At 56.4% G+C, this 15917-nt stretch carries 17 protein-coding genes and 1 pseudogene; 6 read left to right on the forward strand and 12 right to left on the reverse strand.

Features of this window, described 5'->3' with window-relative positions; all coding sequences use genetic code 11:
- Window positions 1-40: 40 nt before the first annotated feature.
- From purB to ACFPLB_RS07450, 4 genes are all read right to left on the reverse strand, one after another.
- The gene (gene purB, locus ACFPLB_RS07435; RefSeq protein WP_378228732.1) at window positions 41-1348 is read right to left on the reverse strand and encodes an adenylosuccinate lyase; all 1308 of its coding nucleotides are present in this window, start codon (window positions 1346-1348) and stop codon (window positions 41-43) included.
- 109 nt (window positions 1349-1457) lie between these two features.
- A complete protein-coding gene (locus ACFPLB_RS07440) occupies window positions 1458-2138 on the reverse strand; it encodes a DUF2259 domain-containing protein (protein ID WP_378228768.1) in 681 nt (226 codons plus the stop codon).
- 77 nt (window positions 2139-2215) lie between these two features.
- Window positions 2216-3247: a P1 family peptidase gene (locus ACFPLB_RS07445; RefSeq protein ID WP_378228733.1), complete on the reverse strand. Its 1032-nt coding sequence runs from the start codon at window positions 3245-3247 to the stop codon at window positions 2216-2218.
- Entirely contained in the window at window positions 3247-4332 is a 1086-nt protein-coding gene (locus tag ACFPLB_RS07450; protein ID WP_378228734.1) for a branched-chain amino acid ABC transporter substrate-binding protein, read from the reverse strand. The genes ACFPLB_RS07445 and ACFPLB_RS07450 overlap by 1 nt, the downstream gene beginning before the upstream one ends.
- A 143-nt stretch (window positions 4333-4475) precedes the next feature.
- On the opposite strand from ACFPLB_RS07450, the gene ACFPLB_RS07455 reads away from it, so the two are divergent.
- Both ACFPLB_RS07455 and ACFPLB_RS07460 read left to right on the forward strand, forming a co-directional pair.
- Complete coding sequence (locus tag ACFPLB_RS07455; RefSeq protein WP_378228735.1) at window positions 4476-4985, forward strand: flavin reductase; 510 nt, start codon at window positions 4476-4478, stop codon at window positions 4983-4985.
- Window positions 4986-4995: 10 nt separating this feature from the next.
- The gene (locus ACFPLB_RS07460; RefSeq protein WP_378228736.1) at window positions 4996-5871 is read left to right on the forward strand and encodes an alpha/beta hydrolase; all 876 of its coding nucleotides are present in this window, start codon (window positions 4996-4998) and stop codon (window positions 5869-5871) included.
- Window positions 5872-5941: 70 nt separating this feature from the next.
- On the opposite strand, the gene ACFPLB_RS07465 is transcribed toward ACFPLB_RS07460, so the two are convergent.
- Window positions 5942-7009, reverse strand: a complete 1068-nt coding sequence (locus ACFPLB_RS07465; RefSeq protein WP_378228737.1) for a DUF1176 domain-containing protein — start codon at window positions 7007-7009, stop codon at window positions 5942-5944.
- Between the two features lie 176 nt (window positions 7010-7185).
- Here ACFPLB_RS07465 and ACFPLB_RS07470 point away from each other — a divergent pair, with 176 nt between their 5' ends.
- From ACFPLB_RS07470 to ACFPLB_RS07480, 3 genes and pseudogenes are all read left to right on the forward strand, one after another.
- A complete protein-coding gene (locus ACFPLB_RS07470; RefSeq protein WP_378228738.1) occupies window positions 7186-7434 on the forward strand; it encodes a ParB N-terminal domain-containing protein in 249 nt (82 codons plus the stop codon).
- A gap of 156 nt (window positions 7435-7590) precedes the next feature.
- Complete coding sequence (locus ACFPLB_RS07475; protein WP_378228739.1) at window positions 7591-7785, forward strand: hypothetical protein; 195 nt, start codon at window positions 7591-7593, stop codon at window positions 7783-7785.
- A 480-nt stretch (window positions 7786-8265) separates the two neighbouring features.
- A pseudogene (locus tag ACFPLB_RS07480) lies at window positions 8266-8958 on the forward strand (glycoside hydrolase family 25 protein); the annotation flags it as partial.
- 24 nt (window positions 8959-8982) lie between these two features.
- Here the strand turns inward: ACFPLB_RS07480 and ACFPLB_RS07485 are convergent.
- The 4 genes from ACFPLB_RS07485 to ACFPLB_RS07500 all read right to left on the reverse strand — a co-directional run bounded on the left by ACFPLB_RS07485 (window position 8983) and on the right by ACFPLB_RS07500 (window position 12694).
- Complete coding sequence (locus ACFPLB_RS07485) at window positions 8983-9687, reverse strand: SDR family oxidoreductase (protein WP_378228741.1); 705 nt, start codon at window positions 9685-9687, stop codon at window positions 8983-8985.
- 65 nt (window positions 9688-9752) lie between these two features.
- Window positions 9753-10840, reverse strand: a protein-coding gene (locus ACFPLB_RS07490; protein ID WP_378228742.1) for an IS3 family transposase whose coding sequence is annotated in 2 segments (ribosomal slippage) — window positions 9753-10579 and window positions 10579-10840 — 1089 coding nt in all. Because the reading frame shifts where the segments join, the coding sequence is not laid out codon by codon here.
- 37 nt (window positions 10841-10877) lie between these two features.
- Entirely contained in the window at window positions 10878-11927 is a 1050-nt protein-coding gene (gene tcmP, locus ACFPLB_RS07495; protein ID WP_378228743.1) for a three-Cys-motif partner protein TcmP, read from the reverse strand.
- Window positions 11927-12694, reverse strand: coding sequence for a DUF5131 family protein (locus tag ACFPLB_RS07500; RefSeq protein ID WP_378228744.1), 768 nt, complete (start codon window positions 12692-12694; stop codon window positions 11927-11929). The genes tcmP and ACFPLB_RS07500 overlap by 1 nt, the downstream gene beginning before the upstream one ends.
- Before the next feature lie 706 nt (window positions 12695-13400).
- Here ACFPLB_RS07500 and ACFPLB_RS07505 point away from each other — a divergent pair.
- Window positions 13401-13805: a DUF2177 family protein gene (locus ACFPLB_RS07505; RefSeq protein ID WP_378228745.1), complete on the forward strand. Its 405-nt coding sequence runs from the start codon at window positions 13401-13403 to the stop codon at window positions 13803-13805.
- A 4-nt stretch (window positions 13806-13809) separates the two neighbouring features.
- On the opposite strand, the gene ACFPLB_RS07510 is transcribed toward ACFPLB_RS07505, so the two are convergent.
- Genes ACFPLB_RS07510 through ACFPLB_RS07520 form a run of 3 tightly spaced genes read right to left on the reverse strand, consistent with a single transcriptional unit; the run spans window position 13810 to window position 15724 of the window.
- Window positions 13810-14544 (reverse strand): SDR family NAD(P)-dependent oxidoreductase, encoded by a 735-nt coding sequence (locus tag ACFPLB_RS07510; RefSeq protein WP_378228746.1) that lies wholly within the window; start codon window positions 14542-14544, stop codon window positions 13810-13812.
- Window positions 14545-14546: 2 nt separating this feature from the next.
- Window positions 14547-15179, reverse strand: a complete 633-nt coding sequence (locus ACFPLB_RS07515; RefSeq protein ID WP_378228747.1) for a ChrR family anti-sigma-E factor — start codon at window positions 15177-15179, stop codon at window positions 14547-14549.
- Window positions 15176-15724, reverse strand: a complete 549-nt coding sequence (locus tag ACFPLB_RS07520) for a sigma-70 family RNA polymerase sigma factor (protein ID WP_378228748.1) — start codon at window positions 15722-15724, stop codon at window positions 15176-15178. Before ACFPLB_RS07520 ends, ACFPLB_RS07515 begins: the two co-directional genes overlap by 4 nt.
- Window positions 15725-15917: the final 193 nt, after the last annotated feature.

The following is a 15917-nucleotide window of genomic DNA, read 5'->3' on the forward strand; positions in this document are numbered from 1 at the left end:
TCAATGCAGATGACCTGCTTTGCCTGTATTTGGGACGGTTTCAGCTTTCGCCAAACACCCGCTTGAAGATCGTATCGACATATCTGGTGTGATAGCCGAGATCGAATTTTTCGCGAATTTCGCTTTCTGAAAGCGCGGCGGTGACGTCCTTGTCAGCCAGCAATTCTTCAAGAAAATCCTTGCCCTGTTCCCAGACCTTCATGGCGTTGCGCTGTACGAGACGATAAGAATCTTCACGCGAAACTCCAGCCTGGGTCAGCGCCAGAAGCACACGCTGTGAATGGACAAGACCGCGGAACCGGTTGAGGTTGCGTTCCATGTTTTCAGGATAAACCAGCAGCTTGTCGACGACGCCGGTGAGCCGCACCAGCGCAAAATCCAGCGTGATTGTCGCGTCAGGGCCGATCATGCGCTCAACGGAAGAGTGTGAAATATCGCGCTCATGCCACAGTGCGACATTTTCCATGGCCGGAAAAGCATAAGAGCGCACCATGCGGGCAAGACCGGTCATGTTTTCAGTTAGCACCGGATTGCGCTTGTGCGGCATGGCGGACGAGCCTTTCTGGCCCGGCGAGAAATATTCTTCCGCTTCCAGAACCTCGGTGCGCTGCAAATGGCGGATTTCGATCGATAACCGCTCGACGGAGGAGGCGATGACGCCAAGTGTGGCAAAGAACATGGCGTGGCGGTCACGCGGAATGATCTGGGTTGATACCGGCTCTGCCTTGAGACCAAGTTTTTTTGCCACATGCTCTTCCACAAACGGGTCGATATTGGCAAAAGTGCCGACCGCCCCGGAAATGGCGCAGGTGGCGATGTCTTCACGCGCATGAACAAGACGTTGGCGTGCTCTGAAAAATTCGGCATGGGCTTGTGCAAGTTTCACGCCAAAGGTGGTCGGCTCGGCATGAATGCCGTGGCTGCGGCCAATGGTGACCGTGTTCTTGTGCTCAAAGGCACGGCGCTTGAGGGCGGCAAGCAAAGCATCAAGATCGGCCAGCAGAAGATCGGCGGCACGGGTCAGTTGAACGGCAAGGCAGGTGTCAAGAACATCAGATGAGGTCATGCCCTGATGGATGAAGCGCGAATCGGGGCCGACAAATTCAGCCAGATGGGTCAGAAAAGCGATCACATCATGTTTGGTGACGCGCTCGATCTCGTTAATGCGCTCGACATCAAACTGTGCAGCACCACCTTTTTCCCAGATCGTGCGGGCCGCCTCCTTGGGGATGACGCCAAGCTCGGCCAGAGCATCGCAAGCATGGGCCTCGATCTCGAACCAGATGCGAAAGCGGGTTTCGGGTGACCAGATGGCGACCATTTCCGGCCGGGAATAACGGGGTATCATTTGCAGCCCTAACTTTAACTTATTAACATTAAATGTTATTTTGGAGGCTCCTAACAGAGCAGGCACAAATGCTCAACGCATGATGATGCTTATGATGGCATGATGTCTCTTAATAGACTCCGGTCACCGCCATCCAGCGATAATTGGGCCCTTCAAAGCCAATTTGCTGCACGCCAATCAGCACCGCATAGCGGCTTAAATCCAGCCCTGAAGAAAAGGTCTGGATGGCACCAATAAAATAACCGGTCGGGCAGTTGCGGCTTTTGGGAATTGAAGTGTCTTCATGCACAAGCTGTGTCTTACCGCCATCGGCAGCATCAATGCGCAAAAGCCGAAAACCGACAGCTTCGCCCATGCCATGGCATTGTTCCAACTCGCCAAAGGGGATGGTTTCCAGACGAAATTCCAAAGGCGTGTCGATTGGAGGAATAACAGGCCGGGGGTTGACCACCATGCGTGACGGGTCGGCCGACAATTCGGTGACGGGGTTGCTGCCAGCGGTAAAACCGCGATTTTCTGTCAATTCTGCCTGACTGACAATGGCTTCGCCCTGTTCTCGCGCTTTGTCACGCGCGGCTTGCAGGCTGGCGCTTTCATCATCAAGGCGCACACGGATTGGTGTCCCCTTCACATAGCTGTCGCTGGCGGTGTCGATATAATAGCGGTTGGCGTAAGGGAAACCGGAGCCATCCTGAACGCCATATTCTTCAAAGGCAAAAATTCCGCCATCCTGACTGAACCCTAGAATATCCAGAGTTGCCACATCACCGGCGCGGGCATTTGTGGTCATGAGACAGGCAAGGGCAAACAGGACGAAGAAAAATCTGAAAAATCGCAAAATAGTCTCCTGTCAGTATTTGCCCGTGATCACACAGGCTCTATATATTGCGACCATGCGGGAAGCAGGTCGTCTTGTGCCGGGGTTGCAGCATAAACACCACGCGCAATGGCGCGCGCCATGGTTGCTCCGGCCGCGGCTCCAAGTTCGATGGCGTCTTGTGGACAGATGTTGATTCCACTGCGGCCCGTGGCCAATGCAAACACCAGATCGCCGTCAAAGGCTGTGTGGCTTGGCCAGATGGCGCGGGTAAAGCCGTCATGGGCGGCAATAGCCAGCCGCTTGGCGCCAGATTTGGTCAGCACCGCATCGGTGGCGATGACGGCAATGGTGGTATTGGCCCCTTGCGGGTTTTTACCGGATTTCAGCTTTATCTCATGAGCTTCAGGCGGCATCGGGCAGGGCAGGCCCAGTCCACCAAATTCATGATTGATCTCGAAAGGTGCAGCCCAGAAATGGCGGCTATTGCCGATGGTTACCGACCCCAGCGGATTAACCGCTGCCAGCGCGCCGATGGTAATGCCGCTGTTGAGCAAGGTTGAGGCTGATCCCAGCCCGCCTTTCAGACCGGCACTGAGCGCGCCGGTTCCTGCCCCTTGTGTGCCCAGAGAAAATTGCGTGCCCAGAGAAAAATCGGAGCCTGCAAGGCGGGCGGCTTCATAGCCAAGCTCGCGATAGGGCGGATAGCGCCCCCAATCCTTGTCGCCGCCATTGGCAAGGTCAAACAGGATTGCAGCAGGCACAATCGGCACCACCTGTCCCTGAACGGCAAAACCGATGCCTTGCTCACGCAGCCATACCTGTACGCCTGAAGCTGCATCCAGCCCGAAGGTCGAGCCGCCGGAAAGCACCACGGCATTGACGGTCTCAACCGTATTATGCGGCTCCAGAAGATCGGTTTCGCGTGTGCCGGGCGCACCCCCCAGCACCTGTACGGCCGCCACAGCCGGTTCATGGCATAAAATGGCGGTCACACCAGATTTAAGGCGGGCATCTGCAACATTGCCGACATGCAGGCCCGCAACATCGGTGATCAGATTGCGCGGACCGGTTTGAAACATCACTCTGCCTCGATTTGCACAAAATCCTGCCCGTCGAAACGATAGAGCCGATAGAGGTTTTGCGCCAGATCACCTTGAGCGTTAAAGCGAACGGGGCCGATAGAAGTGGCAAATTCCTTTTCTGAAAAAACCTCTATCACAGGTCTGTCGCTTTTTATTGCGCTGAGCGCGATCTGGATGGCGGCATAAGCGGGCAGGGCATAGCCTTCGGCTTGAATGCCGGCTTGTAAAAAAGCTTGCACGGCAACAGGCTCTGCCACATCGGCCCATTCTGGCGGGGCAATCATCAAGGTTCCGACAGCAAATGGCACATCTGGCGCTGCGCTGCGCAAAGCCTCGCCACCGGCAAATGTCATATCGGCATCGAGCTTAGCTGCATCACGCGCCATGATGGCGATGTCAGCAGCATCACCCCCAACAAAAGCATGGGTTGCACCAGCGCGTTTCAGGCGGCCAGCCAGTGCGATCTGATTGTCGAGACCGGGCCGGAATGTGTCGATAAAGACAGGTTCGAGGGCGGCTTGCCTGACTTTTTCCCGAAAAGCTCCGGCCAGTTCGCGCCCGTAAATCGTGCCATCATCGATGATGGCAAAATAATCGCTCTTCCAGCGCCTGGTGAGCATGTCGGCAATTGCATTGCGCTCATCATCGTCACGCGGACCAAGCCGAAACAGGGGCCATCCTGTACGGTTTTTCTGGTCGGTCAGGCTTTCGGTGCGCGGTCCTGTCATGATAACAGGAATGCCTGCCTCCATCAGTAGAGGGCTGGCAGCCTCAACTGCTTGCGTGCACAAAAAGCCAATAGCGATTTGGGCCTTCTGTTCGACAAAATGGCGGGCGGCATGTTCGCCACCGGCAGCGCTGCACTGGTCATCGATAATGGCAAGTTGAATGTCATGCCCGGTCGCCGCCAGTTTTGCGCCTGCTGCAATTTGCTGCCCAAGCCGCTCAAAAGGGCCTGAAAGTGGAGCGGCGATGCCAATGGTCACCGGCTCGGCCTGCGCATGAAAGGCAAGCAGGAGGCCTGAAAGGGCAGTCGCTATGATTTGGGCGATACGCATTTTTGCCTGCAATCTGTCCTTCATCTTGCCGGTTTGTCCTGCTGTAGAGGCTGGTGGCACGTTGCGCAATACAGGCTGCCATATTGTTGTCTGCTGAACAGACAGTTGCTTGTGGGGGCAGTCAGCCCGGCTTATATAGTGTTCAAATTGCAAATGGATTGCTGCCGGTGCTCAAGAAAAACGATGTCGGACCTCAGGCCTATCGCGATGCGATGGCTAAATTTGCGGGTCATGTTCATATCATAACCACGGATGGTGCGGCTGGTTTGCGCGGCGCCACCGTGACGGCAAGCTGCTCGGTTTCCGACACGCCCCCCATTCTTCTGGTTTGTCTCAATCGCGAGAATTTGAAGAATGAGGTTTTTCTGGCCAATGGCAGATTTGCGCTTAACACTTTGGGAAAGCAGCACCAGCCGGTGGCCGCTGCAATTTCAGGACAAACCGGGCTGGCGTCGATGAGCGAGCGCTTCAAGGTTGGAACATGGGATGTGATAGCGACCGGCGCGCCAACGCTGATTGATGCGATTGCCGTGTTCGATTGCGAGATCATCGACACCAAGGACATTGCGACCCATCGTATTTATTTCGGGCGGGTGGCCGGGCTGCGCCTTGGCAAGGAACAACCCCCGCTGCTCTATCACGACCGCCATTATACGGTCCTTGATGACAAGGCTTGAGCAGTTTGTGATGCGGGCAGCCCTTACCTGCCTGTCCATGTTGCTGTTGATGGGAGCAGCATGGGCGCAGTCCCTTGTTCTCAAACCATACAAGGATGAGTTGTTTGCCTATCCGGCACTTGTGTCGGCTGAGGCTGATCTTTCCTATCGTGTGGTGGACTATCGCGAGTTGCGTGACATTAACGGGCGCGATGAAATCCCCGAGCGCCGGGCAAAACGGGCCTATGTTTCAACCGGCGTGCGCAAGGTGCAAAAAGATCTGGCGCTGAAAACCAATGTCGGCACCATAAGACATTTTGCTGTGGGGCGCACAAAAAATGCCAGCATGATCGTGCTTTATCTGCACGGGCAGGGGGGCAGCCGCCGTCAGGGCGTGGATGATTTTACCTTTGGCGGCAATTTCAACCGCATCAAAAATCTGATGGCGCAAAATGGCGGGCTTTATCTGTCGCCGGATTTTTCTGATTTTGACGCACGTGGAGCTGCTGAAATTTCAGCATTGATCCAGCATTATGCCAGCCAGTCGCCCCATGCAAAAATCTTTGTTGCCTGCGGTTCCATGGGGGGTGCGCTTTGCTGGAAACTGGCGGGCAACAGACAAGACGCCCAACAGGTGGATGGATTGCTGCTGCTTGGCTCCTTGTGGGATGAAGGCTTTTTATCCAGCCCCGGCTTTTTGCGCCGTATTCCTGTGTTTTTTGCACAAGGCAGTCGTGACAGCGTGTTTGCGGTCGAAAAACAGGAAGCGTTTTTCCGTGCCATTTTAAAAAAACAAAACAATTATCCGGCGCGTTTTGTACGCTTTGAAACCGGCAGCCATGGCACGCCTATCCGCATGACAGACTGGCGCGAGACCCTCAACTGGATGCTTTCAGTGGCAAAATGATGGCTTTAAGCCTTTGTTTTTACGCATGTCTTTATCCCGAAACTGGTTCTCAAGTCTCGGGAGACAGGCTTTAGGGGGCTGAATTATAATCGAGAATGGTTTGCGGATTGATCTGGCCATCATAAGACGCATCGACTTCATAAAAGACCAGTGAAAATGCGCCATTGCGAAACAGCCATGTGCCGCGGGAGAAAGCATCGCCGACGCCGCGCCATTTGGCATGTGTCGTGATTGAAAAATTTTCCTCGTCATAAGTGGCATTGGTCAGTTCATCCGTGCTGCGATAGCCGATAATGTTGACGGCATCGGGCTTTTTCTCCGGATCGTCATTTTCATAATGGATGTCGAGTTCCGGCTCTGCCAGATGCACTTGCCGGACAAGGCCCTGTTCATCACTCATGAAGAACACAAAAGTCTGGTTGTAAGCCCCGCTTGAACACAGGAAACGAAACAGCCGCGCCTGCTGTTGGTGATCATTATCTCTGGTGCGATAGGAGATCGTGTAATCAACAGGGGATGTAGTGTCGCTTTCAGAAGATGAAGCATTACAGCGCTCACTATAGCTGGCGATAAAGGCAGCTTTAGCTTTTTCCAGCAGCGCATCATTTGGCGCAAATACACCATTGTCGCCGCAACTCATGGGAAGGGCTTTTGTGAAAGCTGAATCCGTTAGCTTCAATTCGCCTTTTTCAATATGGAGCGGCTTGAAGGGAGGCTCCTGCGTCTGGGGGCTGATCTGACGTAGCGTATAGCAGCCGGCAAAGATTTTTTCCGAGCCATCCTGCTGTTGCGCACGAATGGCCACCGGTAGCGTATAATAAAGGCTGCCTGCGGCTCCTTCTTCTGAAATGCCGCCGGTTTCAACCTCGACAAAGACGGTTTCCTCATAGCCTTTGGCAAAACTTGCGAAATCAGCAACCGGTTTTGTCTCGCCAAAATAATCCCAGGCGCGGGCATATTCATGGCGGTTGATGGCGCTGTAGAAGGAGCGGATCAGTTGAGCCGGGCCAGAGCGGTCATCAATATAGTCGGCATCGTTTTTTATCTGCGCATTGGCCGGGCCATATATCAAAAGACCGCCTAAAGTAGCGGCGGTGGTGATGGTCAGCGCCAGCGCCAGTGTTGGTACCCGGTCCATATGTCTGCCTCCTGCTATCACTGCGCTGTAAGGTGCAAATGCGGCACAGTGGTGGAAACCATTATGACGAAAAGTGTTTTACGCTACGAATATGATGCAGTCATCTGCTCAGCCCTCGCTATTTTTAAGAGCCTGCAGGCGATGAATAAAAAAATATCTGTAAAACAGGAGGTGATATGCTGAGAGTTCAGAAAGTCGGGGTGGAAGAGATTTATGTGCCGACAGCACGCCGCAAGACATTGCATCCTGAAACGGTGCGCCATCTTGCCGAGGATATTCTGGAAAACGGGATGAAATTGCCCATTCAACTGCGCCATGACGGCAAGCGCTATGTCCTTGTTGAGGGGTTGCACCGGCTTGAAGCCATGAAATGGCTGGGTGAGGAGACAATTGACGCCTATCTGGTGCAGGCGCGCAAGCACTGATTGTGCAGGGCTAAAACAATACTGCCCAGAAAGTTGAATAAAAAAACATGCAATTGCCATGCCATGGTCGTCTCACTGCCATTGGCCTGTCATGATTGGCGGCTTATCTGATCTGCACGTGATGCGGGGTTGGGCAGACAGGATCAGGAGGCGAATATGTGCACAAATGAGATCAGGCTCGATGAATTGCTGAGCGACCCGATGGTTCAACTGCTCATGCAACGTGACCGGGTTGATCCAAAAGGCTTGCGCTGGATGCTGGAGCGCGCCGCTGCTCGTGTCAGCGATCCGTCTTTGTCGCCTGCTTATATGGTAGGGCATGAAGGCTGCGAGCAACAGATGTGTGTCTAAAACTTGCAGTTCAGCCAGTTGAGTTACGCCAGACGTTAACAGATTGATTCAAACTTTCTTGGTGATTGGGCCTTAAAAGTGCTTTTGGGTCCCGGAATGGCGCTTTGCCATCCGGTCCGGACGATGTGTTTTGCGTACAGGTCCCGGATGCGTTTTTCAGCCTTTTCAGCTCTTGTCATTCTCAGTCTTGGTGTTGCCGGCTGTTCACGGATCGGTATTGAGGACATTGTCCCGCGCCCTTCTCAGGAAACGACCAGTTCGATCAATCGAGCCGTCATCCCGGCTGTCGGGGTTGGTGGAGACACTGCAGCATCGCAAACAGTTTTGGCGGATGGTGCCCAGAGCCAGATTTCCGCCATGGTGGCAGATGAAACCTCTGCCGGAATTGCCATGCCTGAGGTCAAGGCTGCCGCGCTGGTGCCGATGTCGCGCCCTTCGACCCGATCGCAGAAGGCGATTGGCGGGGTTATTCACCCGCAACGGTTCCGGGATGCCAAGCCGATTGATTTCGGCAAGGTCAAGCCTCGCCATTATGCCGTACATGGTGTTGATGTGTCGCGCTGGCAGGGCCAGATTGATTGGCCAAAGCTGCGCAGTCAGGGCGCCAATTTTGCTTACATCAAGGCCACCGATGGTGGCGACCATCTTGATCCGCTGTTCATGCAGAACTGGAATGGGGCGGCAGCGGCAGGCATCAAGCGCGGCGCCTATCATTTCTTCTATTGGTGCCGGACAGCCAGTGAGCAGGCCGACTGGTTCATTCGCAATGTGCCCAAAACAGAAGGGGCGTTGCCGCCGGTCATTGATGTTGAGTGGAATGGCCAGTCCCGTTGCCGCAAGCGTCCATCAGCCGCTCAGGTGCGTGAAAAGATGCAGGTGTTCATGGACCGGCTGGAGCGCCATTATGGCCAGCGTCCAATCATCTATACGGCTCCGGATTTTTATGCCGACAATTTGAAGGGCGCATTTATCGACTATCCGTTCTGGCTGCGCGCTGTGGCTCAGCATCCGTCCAAGGTTTATCCGGGCCGCAAATGGGTGTTCTGGCAATATTCAGGCTCGGGCCTGTCGCATGGTGTGAAGGGAAAAATCGACCTGAATGTTTTCAACGGCACCGAAGCGCAATGGCGCAACTGGGTCGGTGGACGCCAATATATTGCTGACGCGAAGTAATTGATCTTGGTTTTTTTACAGGCGTCATATGGAGCGGCTGACACCACCGTCAACCCGGATATTCTGCCCGGTGATATAGGCCGCACCATCGGAGGCCAGAAAGGAAATTGTTGCGGCGATCTCTTTGGACGTGCCGTAACGCTTTAAGGGTACGTTGTCGCGGCGCTCGCCGGTTGCAGGCAGGCTGTCGATCCAGCCGGGCAGAACATTGTTCATGCGGATATTGTCACTTGCATAGTCATCCGCAAAAATCTTGGTGAAGGAAGCAAGCCCGGCACGCGCGACCGCCGAAGTCGGGAACATGTTGCTCGGCTCGAAGGCCCATGTTGTCGAGATATTGATGATGACACCATTTTTCTGCTTTTGCATGATGGGTGCAACCAGCCGCGTCGGCCGCACGACATTCAGGAAATAAGTGTCAAAGCCGGTGTGCCAGTCCTCGTCGGTGATTTCAAGAATTGGCTTGCGCGGGCCGTGACCAGCGCTGTTGAGCAGCACGTCGATGCGGCCCCAACGCTCAAATGTGCCATCAACCAGCCGTTTCAGATCATCGTTTGACTGATTGGAGCCAGTGACGCCGAAGCCGCCCAGTTCGCTGGCCAGCGCCTCGCCCTTGCCTGAAGATGACAGGATTGCAACCTTGAATCCGTCCGCTGCCAATCGTCGTGCGGTTGCCGCACCCATGCCACTGCCGCCTGCTGTGATGATTGCGACTTTTTCTACTGACATTTCTGCCTCCTTTGAGAGATCGGGCTGGTAATCTCCCCTTTTTTAACGGGGTGCATTTGTAGAACTTACATGGCCACTTTCAGTTTCTGTGCGGGTGTTATGCCGCCGATGCCCATGTTGGGGCGGTCATTGTTGTAAGTCCATAGCCATTGCGTGGCTTGAGCCTGAGCCTCCTCGATGCTTTCGATGATGTATTGATTTAGCCATTCGTGCCTTACCGTGCGGTTGTATCGCTCGACATAGGCATTCTGCTGGGGCTGTCCTGGCTGGATATGCTGGATGCTAATTCCTTGTTTCTCAGCCCATTCTTTCAGCTTTTCACTGATATATTCCGGGCCGTTGTCCACTCTGATCGTCCCGGGTTTTCCTCGCCACTCAATGATGCGGTTCAAGCTGCGGATGACGCGTTCGGCAGGCAACGAGAAGTCAACTTCGATGCCAAGTCCCTCGCGGTTGAAATCATCCAGCACGTTGAGCAGCCGAAACGCACGGCCGTCACTGAGGCGATCAGCCATGAAGTCCATCGACCAGGTCATATTCGGTGCATCTGGCACGGCCAGCGCATCGGGCCTGTCCCGTTTCAGCCGCCTGCGGGGCTTGATCCGCAGGTTCAACTCCAACTCGCAATAGATCCGGTAAACCCGCTTGTGGTTCCATGGATAACCCTTCACGTTGCGCAGATGCAGAAAACACAGGCCAAATCCCCAACTTCTGTGCGTGTCTGTCAGCTCTGTCAGAAGATCGGCGATCACTGCATTTTCGTCCTTCAGCTTAGGGCTGTAACGAAAGCAGGTCTGACTGACCCCAAACGCTCGGCACGCCAGCGCAATGCTGACCCTGCGTCGCTCCACCGCCATTTCAGCCATCTCGCGGCGCTGAGATGGCCGAACTACTTTTTTCCAAGGGCCTCCTTGAGCAGATCGTTCTGCATGCTCAAATCGGCATACATCCGCTTCAGGCGACGGTTCTCGTCTTCCATGGCTTTCATCTGGCTGACCATGGACGCGTCCATGCCGCCATACTTCGCCCGCCATTTGTAAAATGACGCATCGCTCATGCCATGTTCACGGCAAAGCTGCGCCACCGGCACACCACCTTCGGCCTGGCGCAGGATCGCGATGATCTGTGCCTCGCTGTATCTGCTCTTCTTCATTCAAATTCTCCTCAGACATCTTGCCGAGAAAATTCTACTAATGAAGACCCTTAATTTCAGGGGGGATTACCTGTCCCATCACGTCCGGTGCGAGCCTCTCAAAGGCGATACCTGGCTGAGCGGACACGGCCTTGAGGACTGTTTCGCTGGCCCAGCCGACCATGGCAGGGCAACCGACGCCCTCTCGGCTCGCGTCCAACTCAAGGAAAAGGTCGTCCGACAACGATAACTGCCCTGTCTCGGCCGTCCGGATGTTTTGACGGACCCTGAACCCTTCCTTCTCAACCTTCTGCTGCACAGTTCGGAAGACCTCGACCCCATGGGCGCTGTGCGTTCCGAGAATGAGGCGCATCTTGATGCGGTTCTCGCGCGGCTTGCGGATCGCGAAATCAGGCAGCCATGTCGCAGCTTTGGCAGCTTCCATCCTTGTCTTGAGAAGCTTCAGGATCTTCGACTCGTTCGAGTCGTCGGGCAGCGCCTCGAAAGCCGATTTCCAGTCCGGATCGGCAAGGAAGCGCCCAACTGAGGCGGCTACACCATCCCAGCCGGCGTGCCTGTTTACGTGTTCCGACATGAAATTGAATAGGACTTCACCACGCAGGTCCTTCAGGAATGTGAATATCGGGCGCGAGTCGACGTCCCATCCTGTCGGATCGACGAAGGTGAAGGTGAAACTGCCGCTGATGTCCCGACAAGCCGCTTCAATGGCGCCGAGGTTGTCTTCGAATGCCCCCGGAAAAACCTTGATGTCGAACTTCGAGTTTTCAGAAGCAAAGGCTTGGAGCCTTGCGAAAGAGTCGGGATCGCGTTCGCAGAAACGAAAGCGAACCTTCAGTCCGCGAAGCCCGATCCCTTCGAGAATGCTACGAACATTTTCAAGAGTAGCGAGGGCAAGTCCGAACGACGTGTCCATCTGCTTCGCCGCATCAGTATTTCGCCACGGACCTGCGAAGGCATCCACAAAATTGAAAACGGGCGATCTGCCCTGAAACAGCTTGTAAGCAGCAGTTTCGAGGTACTTCTGAAGAAACAAGTGCTTGATGTAGGATTGCTCACGACCCTGATAATATTTGACATTTGGCTGCATCAGGCGTGCTCAGGCTGCAAAGCATCGAGGATTGGCTTTGGGACGATCTTCCACGGGAAGCCGTTCCACTCTTCACCATCGAGAAGACGCCCGCCCGACTTCGGACGCGCACCGCCCCATTGCTTGAAGAAGAACGCCACATCGTCACGGTCGCAGATGTCACGAAGCTGGCGGGCCCAGCTTTCGTCCATTGGTCGAGCCCGTGGCCCGCTCTCCCCCCCGACGATGGCCCACGCGACGCCCTGCAGATCAACATCCCCGATCAGCCCGAGCAGCGGCTCGAACGAGATGAAGCGCGCGTCGGAATTGATCTGCTTCAGGTGCTCGATCCGGCTCGCGTGCGCGGCGTCCTCGACAGAAACTCCGAGCCAGATGTGGCGAGGGACCGGCCCTCCATCATACCGCTTCCGAACGTAGTTGCGCATGAGCGAGCTGCGCTTGGTCAGCACCTGGTAGACGTGCCAGTCCGCCTGCTCCATTGCGTCGAACACCGCGTCGATGAATGTACGGTCGATGTCCTTGTGGAAGAGGTCGCTCATCGAGTTGACGAAGATCATCCGCGGCTTCTTCCAGAGCACGGGCTGCTTCAGCCTCGAGGGCCAGAGTGTCAGGTCGAAGCCCTGCTCGTAGGGGTGTCCGGCAATTCCGCGCCAGCGCTCTGCGAACCGCTCTGCATAGCAGTTGTCACAACCAGGACCGACCTTGGTGCAGCCCGTCACCGGGTTCCACGTCGCGTCCGTCCATTCGATGTCTGACTTCTGGGCCAACTGCTTGCCTCACACTTTTTCACAACGGTAACACGCGGTTGACTCAGCACAAAGCGCGAACAGCCGCTGGAGCGAGATTGGTCGCCAGCTGCAGCCGAACTGCGGCTCCGCGGACAGCGTTCGATCTCTGTTCCATCCGCCATCCAGATGATTTTACCAAATCGCGTGCGTCACGGAACTCAAAAGATCAACTGAAAGCAAAGACTTGAGGCTGTTCACCGGAACGGAGGCGGTTAACAGGTCCGGAGAATATCGGCCCGGAGAGAATGCGTGTGTGCCCTTCGGCGCGTGGGCCGGTTAACAGCCCCTCCCGCATAACGCCCGAAAACAACGGAAAAATCCGGCCGCAGCCGGATCGGGAGAACGCTTTCGCGGGGGCAAGTGGCGGAGGGGACGGGCCTGATATCCAACCTTCTCCACTTTCAAGTTGCTGATACTATTATATGTTTTGATGAAGCCGTCTCCTTCAGCTGGTGCTTCGGCATCACGAGTTTGGCACATTCGATGCCGTTAGGGGATAATGACATCCACCCGAGGAATGCGTGCGGCACTGCTGTTTATGAGGATGGGGCGAGTAGTCTGCCTTTCTTCACGGAGAAATTGATCTGCTGCAAGGTTGCGTGCGTAGAGCAAGTCAAAGGCTGATATGACAGAAGGCCACCGCCTATCTGCGGCGGTTGGACGGAAACTGGGACGAGGACTTCTCATGCTTCAAGTTACCTTCCTCTATGCTGCAACCGCCGGGGTGTTCCTCGCTCTGGATGTGCTGGGGATCCGGTTTCTGATCCGGCCGGTATTTGAGCGCAATGTCGGCCACCTTCTTGCCGAGCCGTTGCGGCTTGGTCCGGCTGCGCTGTTCTATCTGGGATATGTCGCCGGGCTTGTGTGGCTGGTTTCCTGGCCGGCGCTGAAAGCGAATGATCCCGTTCACGCGCTGATCGGAGGCCTGATCATTGGGCTGATGTGTTATGGCACCTATGAGATGACAAATTACGCCACGCTTGCCGACTGGTCGTGGGAGCAGGTCATTATCGACGGGTTGTGGGGCACGTTCCTGACCGGGTTTTCAGCCTGGGCCGGCGTGGTTCTGCTGTCGGGGCGATTCAACTGAACGATCAGCGCAAGCGCCGTATCAGTCGCAGCGACAGCGCATAAGGCAGGGCCCGTATCAGCTTCATCGCAAGGGTGAAGCGGCGTGGGAAATGGATATCAAATCCCCGCCGTTGCATCCCGCGCAGCACGGACTCTGCCGCCTGTTCGGCGGTGATGATTGCAGGCATGGCGAAGGTGTTTCGGGCGGTCAGTCTGGTCTGGACGAAGCCTGGACAGACCAGCCGCACGTCCACACGCGGGGCCAGTTCGATCGCAAGCGTTTCGGCAAGGTTGTTGACCGCCGCCTTGGTTGCCGAATATGGCTGCCCCCCCGGCAGGCCGATGTAACCGGCAACCGAGCCGAACAGCACCAGCTGACCGCCATCGCGCAGCAGCGGCGGGCAAAGGCGGGCGACCTCAAGCATGCCCAGTATGTTCACGCGCACCATCGCCTCGGCCCGCATGGGATCGATATCCGCCACGCGACCGGGATCATAAAGCGCGGCGGTGCAGATGATCGCGTCCAGCGGTGCCTCAAGCGTAAGCTGTGCCACCACTGCCCCCAGCGTTTCAGGCTGGGCCAGATCCAGCGGCCTGGCCTGCGCGCCGCCGCACTCCGCCGCCAGCGCCTCCAGCGCGTCGCCATCGCGGGCGGACAAGATCAGTTGCGCCCCTTGCCCGGCCAACGCACGGGCAAGGGCTGCGCCAATCCCGGCGCTGGCGCCAATGATCCAGATGCGGCGGCTCGCATAGTTCATCTTCAGATCCGGAAGATCGGCTGCAACAGCCGCGGAATCAGCGCGTGAAAGCGCAAGGGCGCATCGGTGGCCGCCAGGCAGATGCATGGCTCGTCCCGGCCGGCAACGGGTTGGTGGTGGATGTCGGCATGCGCCACTTCGACGTCGCCGCGATGAAAGTTGTCTTCGCTGTCGGAAAAGCTGCCTTGAAGAACAAGTGTCAGTTCGTGCCCCCGATGCCCGTGTTCGGGGACTGCCTTTCCCGGCGGAATGTACAACAGGCGCAATGAGCCTTCGCGATCGGCGGTCAGGATCTGCTGGCGGATGCCGCCGCCCAGCATGCGCCAGCGCGGCGGCCTTCCGCCCAATTCGTGCATCACGGCAGACGGAAACGGCCCAGATGCGCGCAGAGGCGGCGGCGGGGGCGGTGCGTCTAGTGCAGTCATCATCCGGTCACGCGCGTCGGGTCGCAGGGTTGCGCCTTCTGCATGCTGCAAAAGCGCACCGCCGATCATGTCGCCCGCCTCCTGGCCGGCACGGCATTGATCGCAAAGCGACAGGTGCGCGGCCACGACCACACCAAAGGCATGTGGCAAGGTGCCTGCGCGATACGCGTCAAGCATGTCGTCGGGAATATGGTGGTGGATGCTGATCATGGTGCGATTGTCCTCAGCTCATGCCTGAGACGTTCAAGGCCAAGGCGGATGCGGGACTTGATGGTGCCAAGCGGCAAGCCCGTCATTTCGCTGATGCGGCTGTGTGGAATGTCGTCGAAATAGGCAGCGCGCAGCGCCTCGGCCTGTTCCGGTGCGAGTCGCGCAAGTGCCTCGGCCAGGTGGCGCGCCTCCTGCTGCAGAGCGATGATCTGGTCTGCGTCGGGTTCCAGGCTCTCAAGCTCGGGCATCTCGTCGGGTTGTGCCAGCGGGCGGCGGCGCGCCATGTCGATGCGCCGGTTCCGGGCAATGCCATAGATCCAACCGGCCGCGTCGGCGCGATGCGGGTCAAACTGCCCTGCCTTGTGCCAGACCGCAAGCATCACATCCTGCACCACATCCTCGGCAGTGCCGTCGCGCAGCCCGCCGCGCAGCATCATCGCCTTGATCCTTGGGGCAAAATGGTCAAAGAGCCGTCCGAACGCCGCGCGGTCACGGCTGTCGCGGACAGCGATCAAATCTCGACTCAACTCGGAAAGATCACTCATCGGCTGCTGACTCACCACTGTGGCACCCACGGCACCGCTATCGACCAGTGGCGGTGCCATCGGACTGAGCGTTCTATAAGTGCAAGGCTCGACAGGTGCAAATGCAGTGTTCATGCCATGCAATACGGGTGACAAGGCGTAGCAGATCATTCTTACGGCAATTTTTCGGTTTGATTGATCCAAGGCCAGGTTC

It is taken from the genome of Aquamicrobium segne (assembly GCF_042656785.1).
GTDB lineage: Bacteria > Pseudomonadota > Alphaproteobacteria > Rhizobiales > Rhizobiaceae > Mesorhizobium > Mesorhizobium segne.

Bases quoted from the DNA above. Each gene is read 5' to 3' on its own strand.
- purB (WP_378228732.1), bottom strand. From the start codon at position 1,348: ATGATACCCCGTTATTCCCGGCCGGAAATGGTCGCCATCTGGTCACCC.
- ACFPLB_RS07440 (WP_378228768.1), bottom strand. From the start codon at position 2,138: ATGACCACAAATGCCCGCGCCGGTGATGTGGCAACTCTGGATATTCTA.
- ACFPLB_RS07445 (WP_378228733.1), bottom strand. From the start codon at position 3,247: ATGTTTCAAACCGGTCCGCGCAATCTGATCACCGATGTTGCGGGCCTG.
- ACFPLB_RS07450 (WP_378228734.1), bottom strand. From the start codon at position 4,332: ATGAAGGACAGATTGCAGGCAAAAATGCGTATCGCCCAAATCATAGCG.
- ACFPLB_RS07460 (WP_378228736.1), top strand. From the start codon at position 4,996: ATGCGGGCAGCCCTTACCTGCCTGTCCATGTTGCTGTTGATGGGAGCA.
- ACFPLB_RS07465 (WP_378228737.1), bottom strand. From the start codon at position 7,009: ATGGACCGGGTACCAACACTGGCGCTGGCGCTGACCATCACCACCGCC.
- ACFPLB_RS07470 (WP_378228738.1), top strand. From the start codon at position 7,186: ATGCTGAGAGTTCAGAAAGTCGGGGTGGAAGAGATTTATGTGCCGACA.
- ACFPLB_RS07475 (WP_378228739.1), top strand. From the start codon at position 7,591: ATGTGCACAAATGAGATCAGGCTCGATGAATTGCTGAGCGACCCGATG.
- ACFPLB_RS07485 (WP_378228741.1), bottom strand. From the start codon at position 9,687: ATGTCAGTAGAAAAAGTCGCAATCATCACAGCAGGCGGCAGTGGCATG.
- tcmP (WP_378228743.1), bottom strand. From the start codon at position 11,927: ATGCAGCCAAATGTCAAATATTATCAGGGTCGTGAGCAATCCTACATC.
- ACFPLB_RS07505 (WP_378228745.1), top strand. From the start codon at position 13,401: ATGCTTCAAGTTACCTTCCTCTATGCTGCAACCGCCGGGGTGTTCCTC.
- ACFPLB_RS07510 (WP_378228746.1), bottom strand. From the start codon at position 14,544: ATGAACTATGCGAGCCGCCGCATCTGGATCATTGGCGCCAGCGCCGGG.
- ACFPLB_RS07515 (WP_378228747.1), bottom strand. From the start codon at position 15,179: ATGATCAGCATCCACCACCATATTCCCGACGACATGCTTGACGCGTAT.
- ACFPLB_RS07520 (WP_378228748.1), bottom strand. From the start codon at position 15,724: ATGAGTGATCTTTCCGAGTTGAGTCGAGATTTGATCGCTGTCCGCGAC.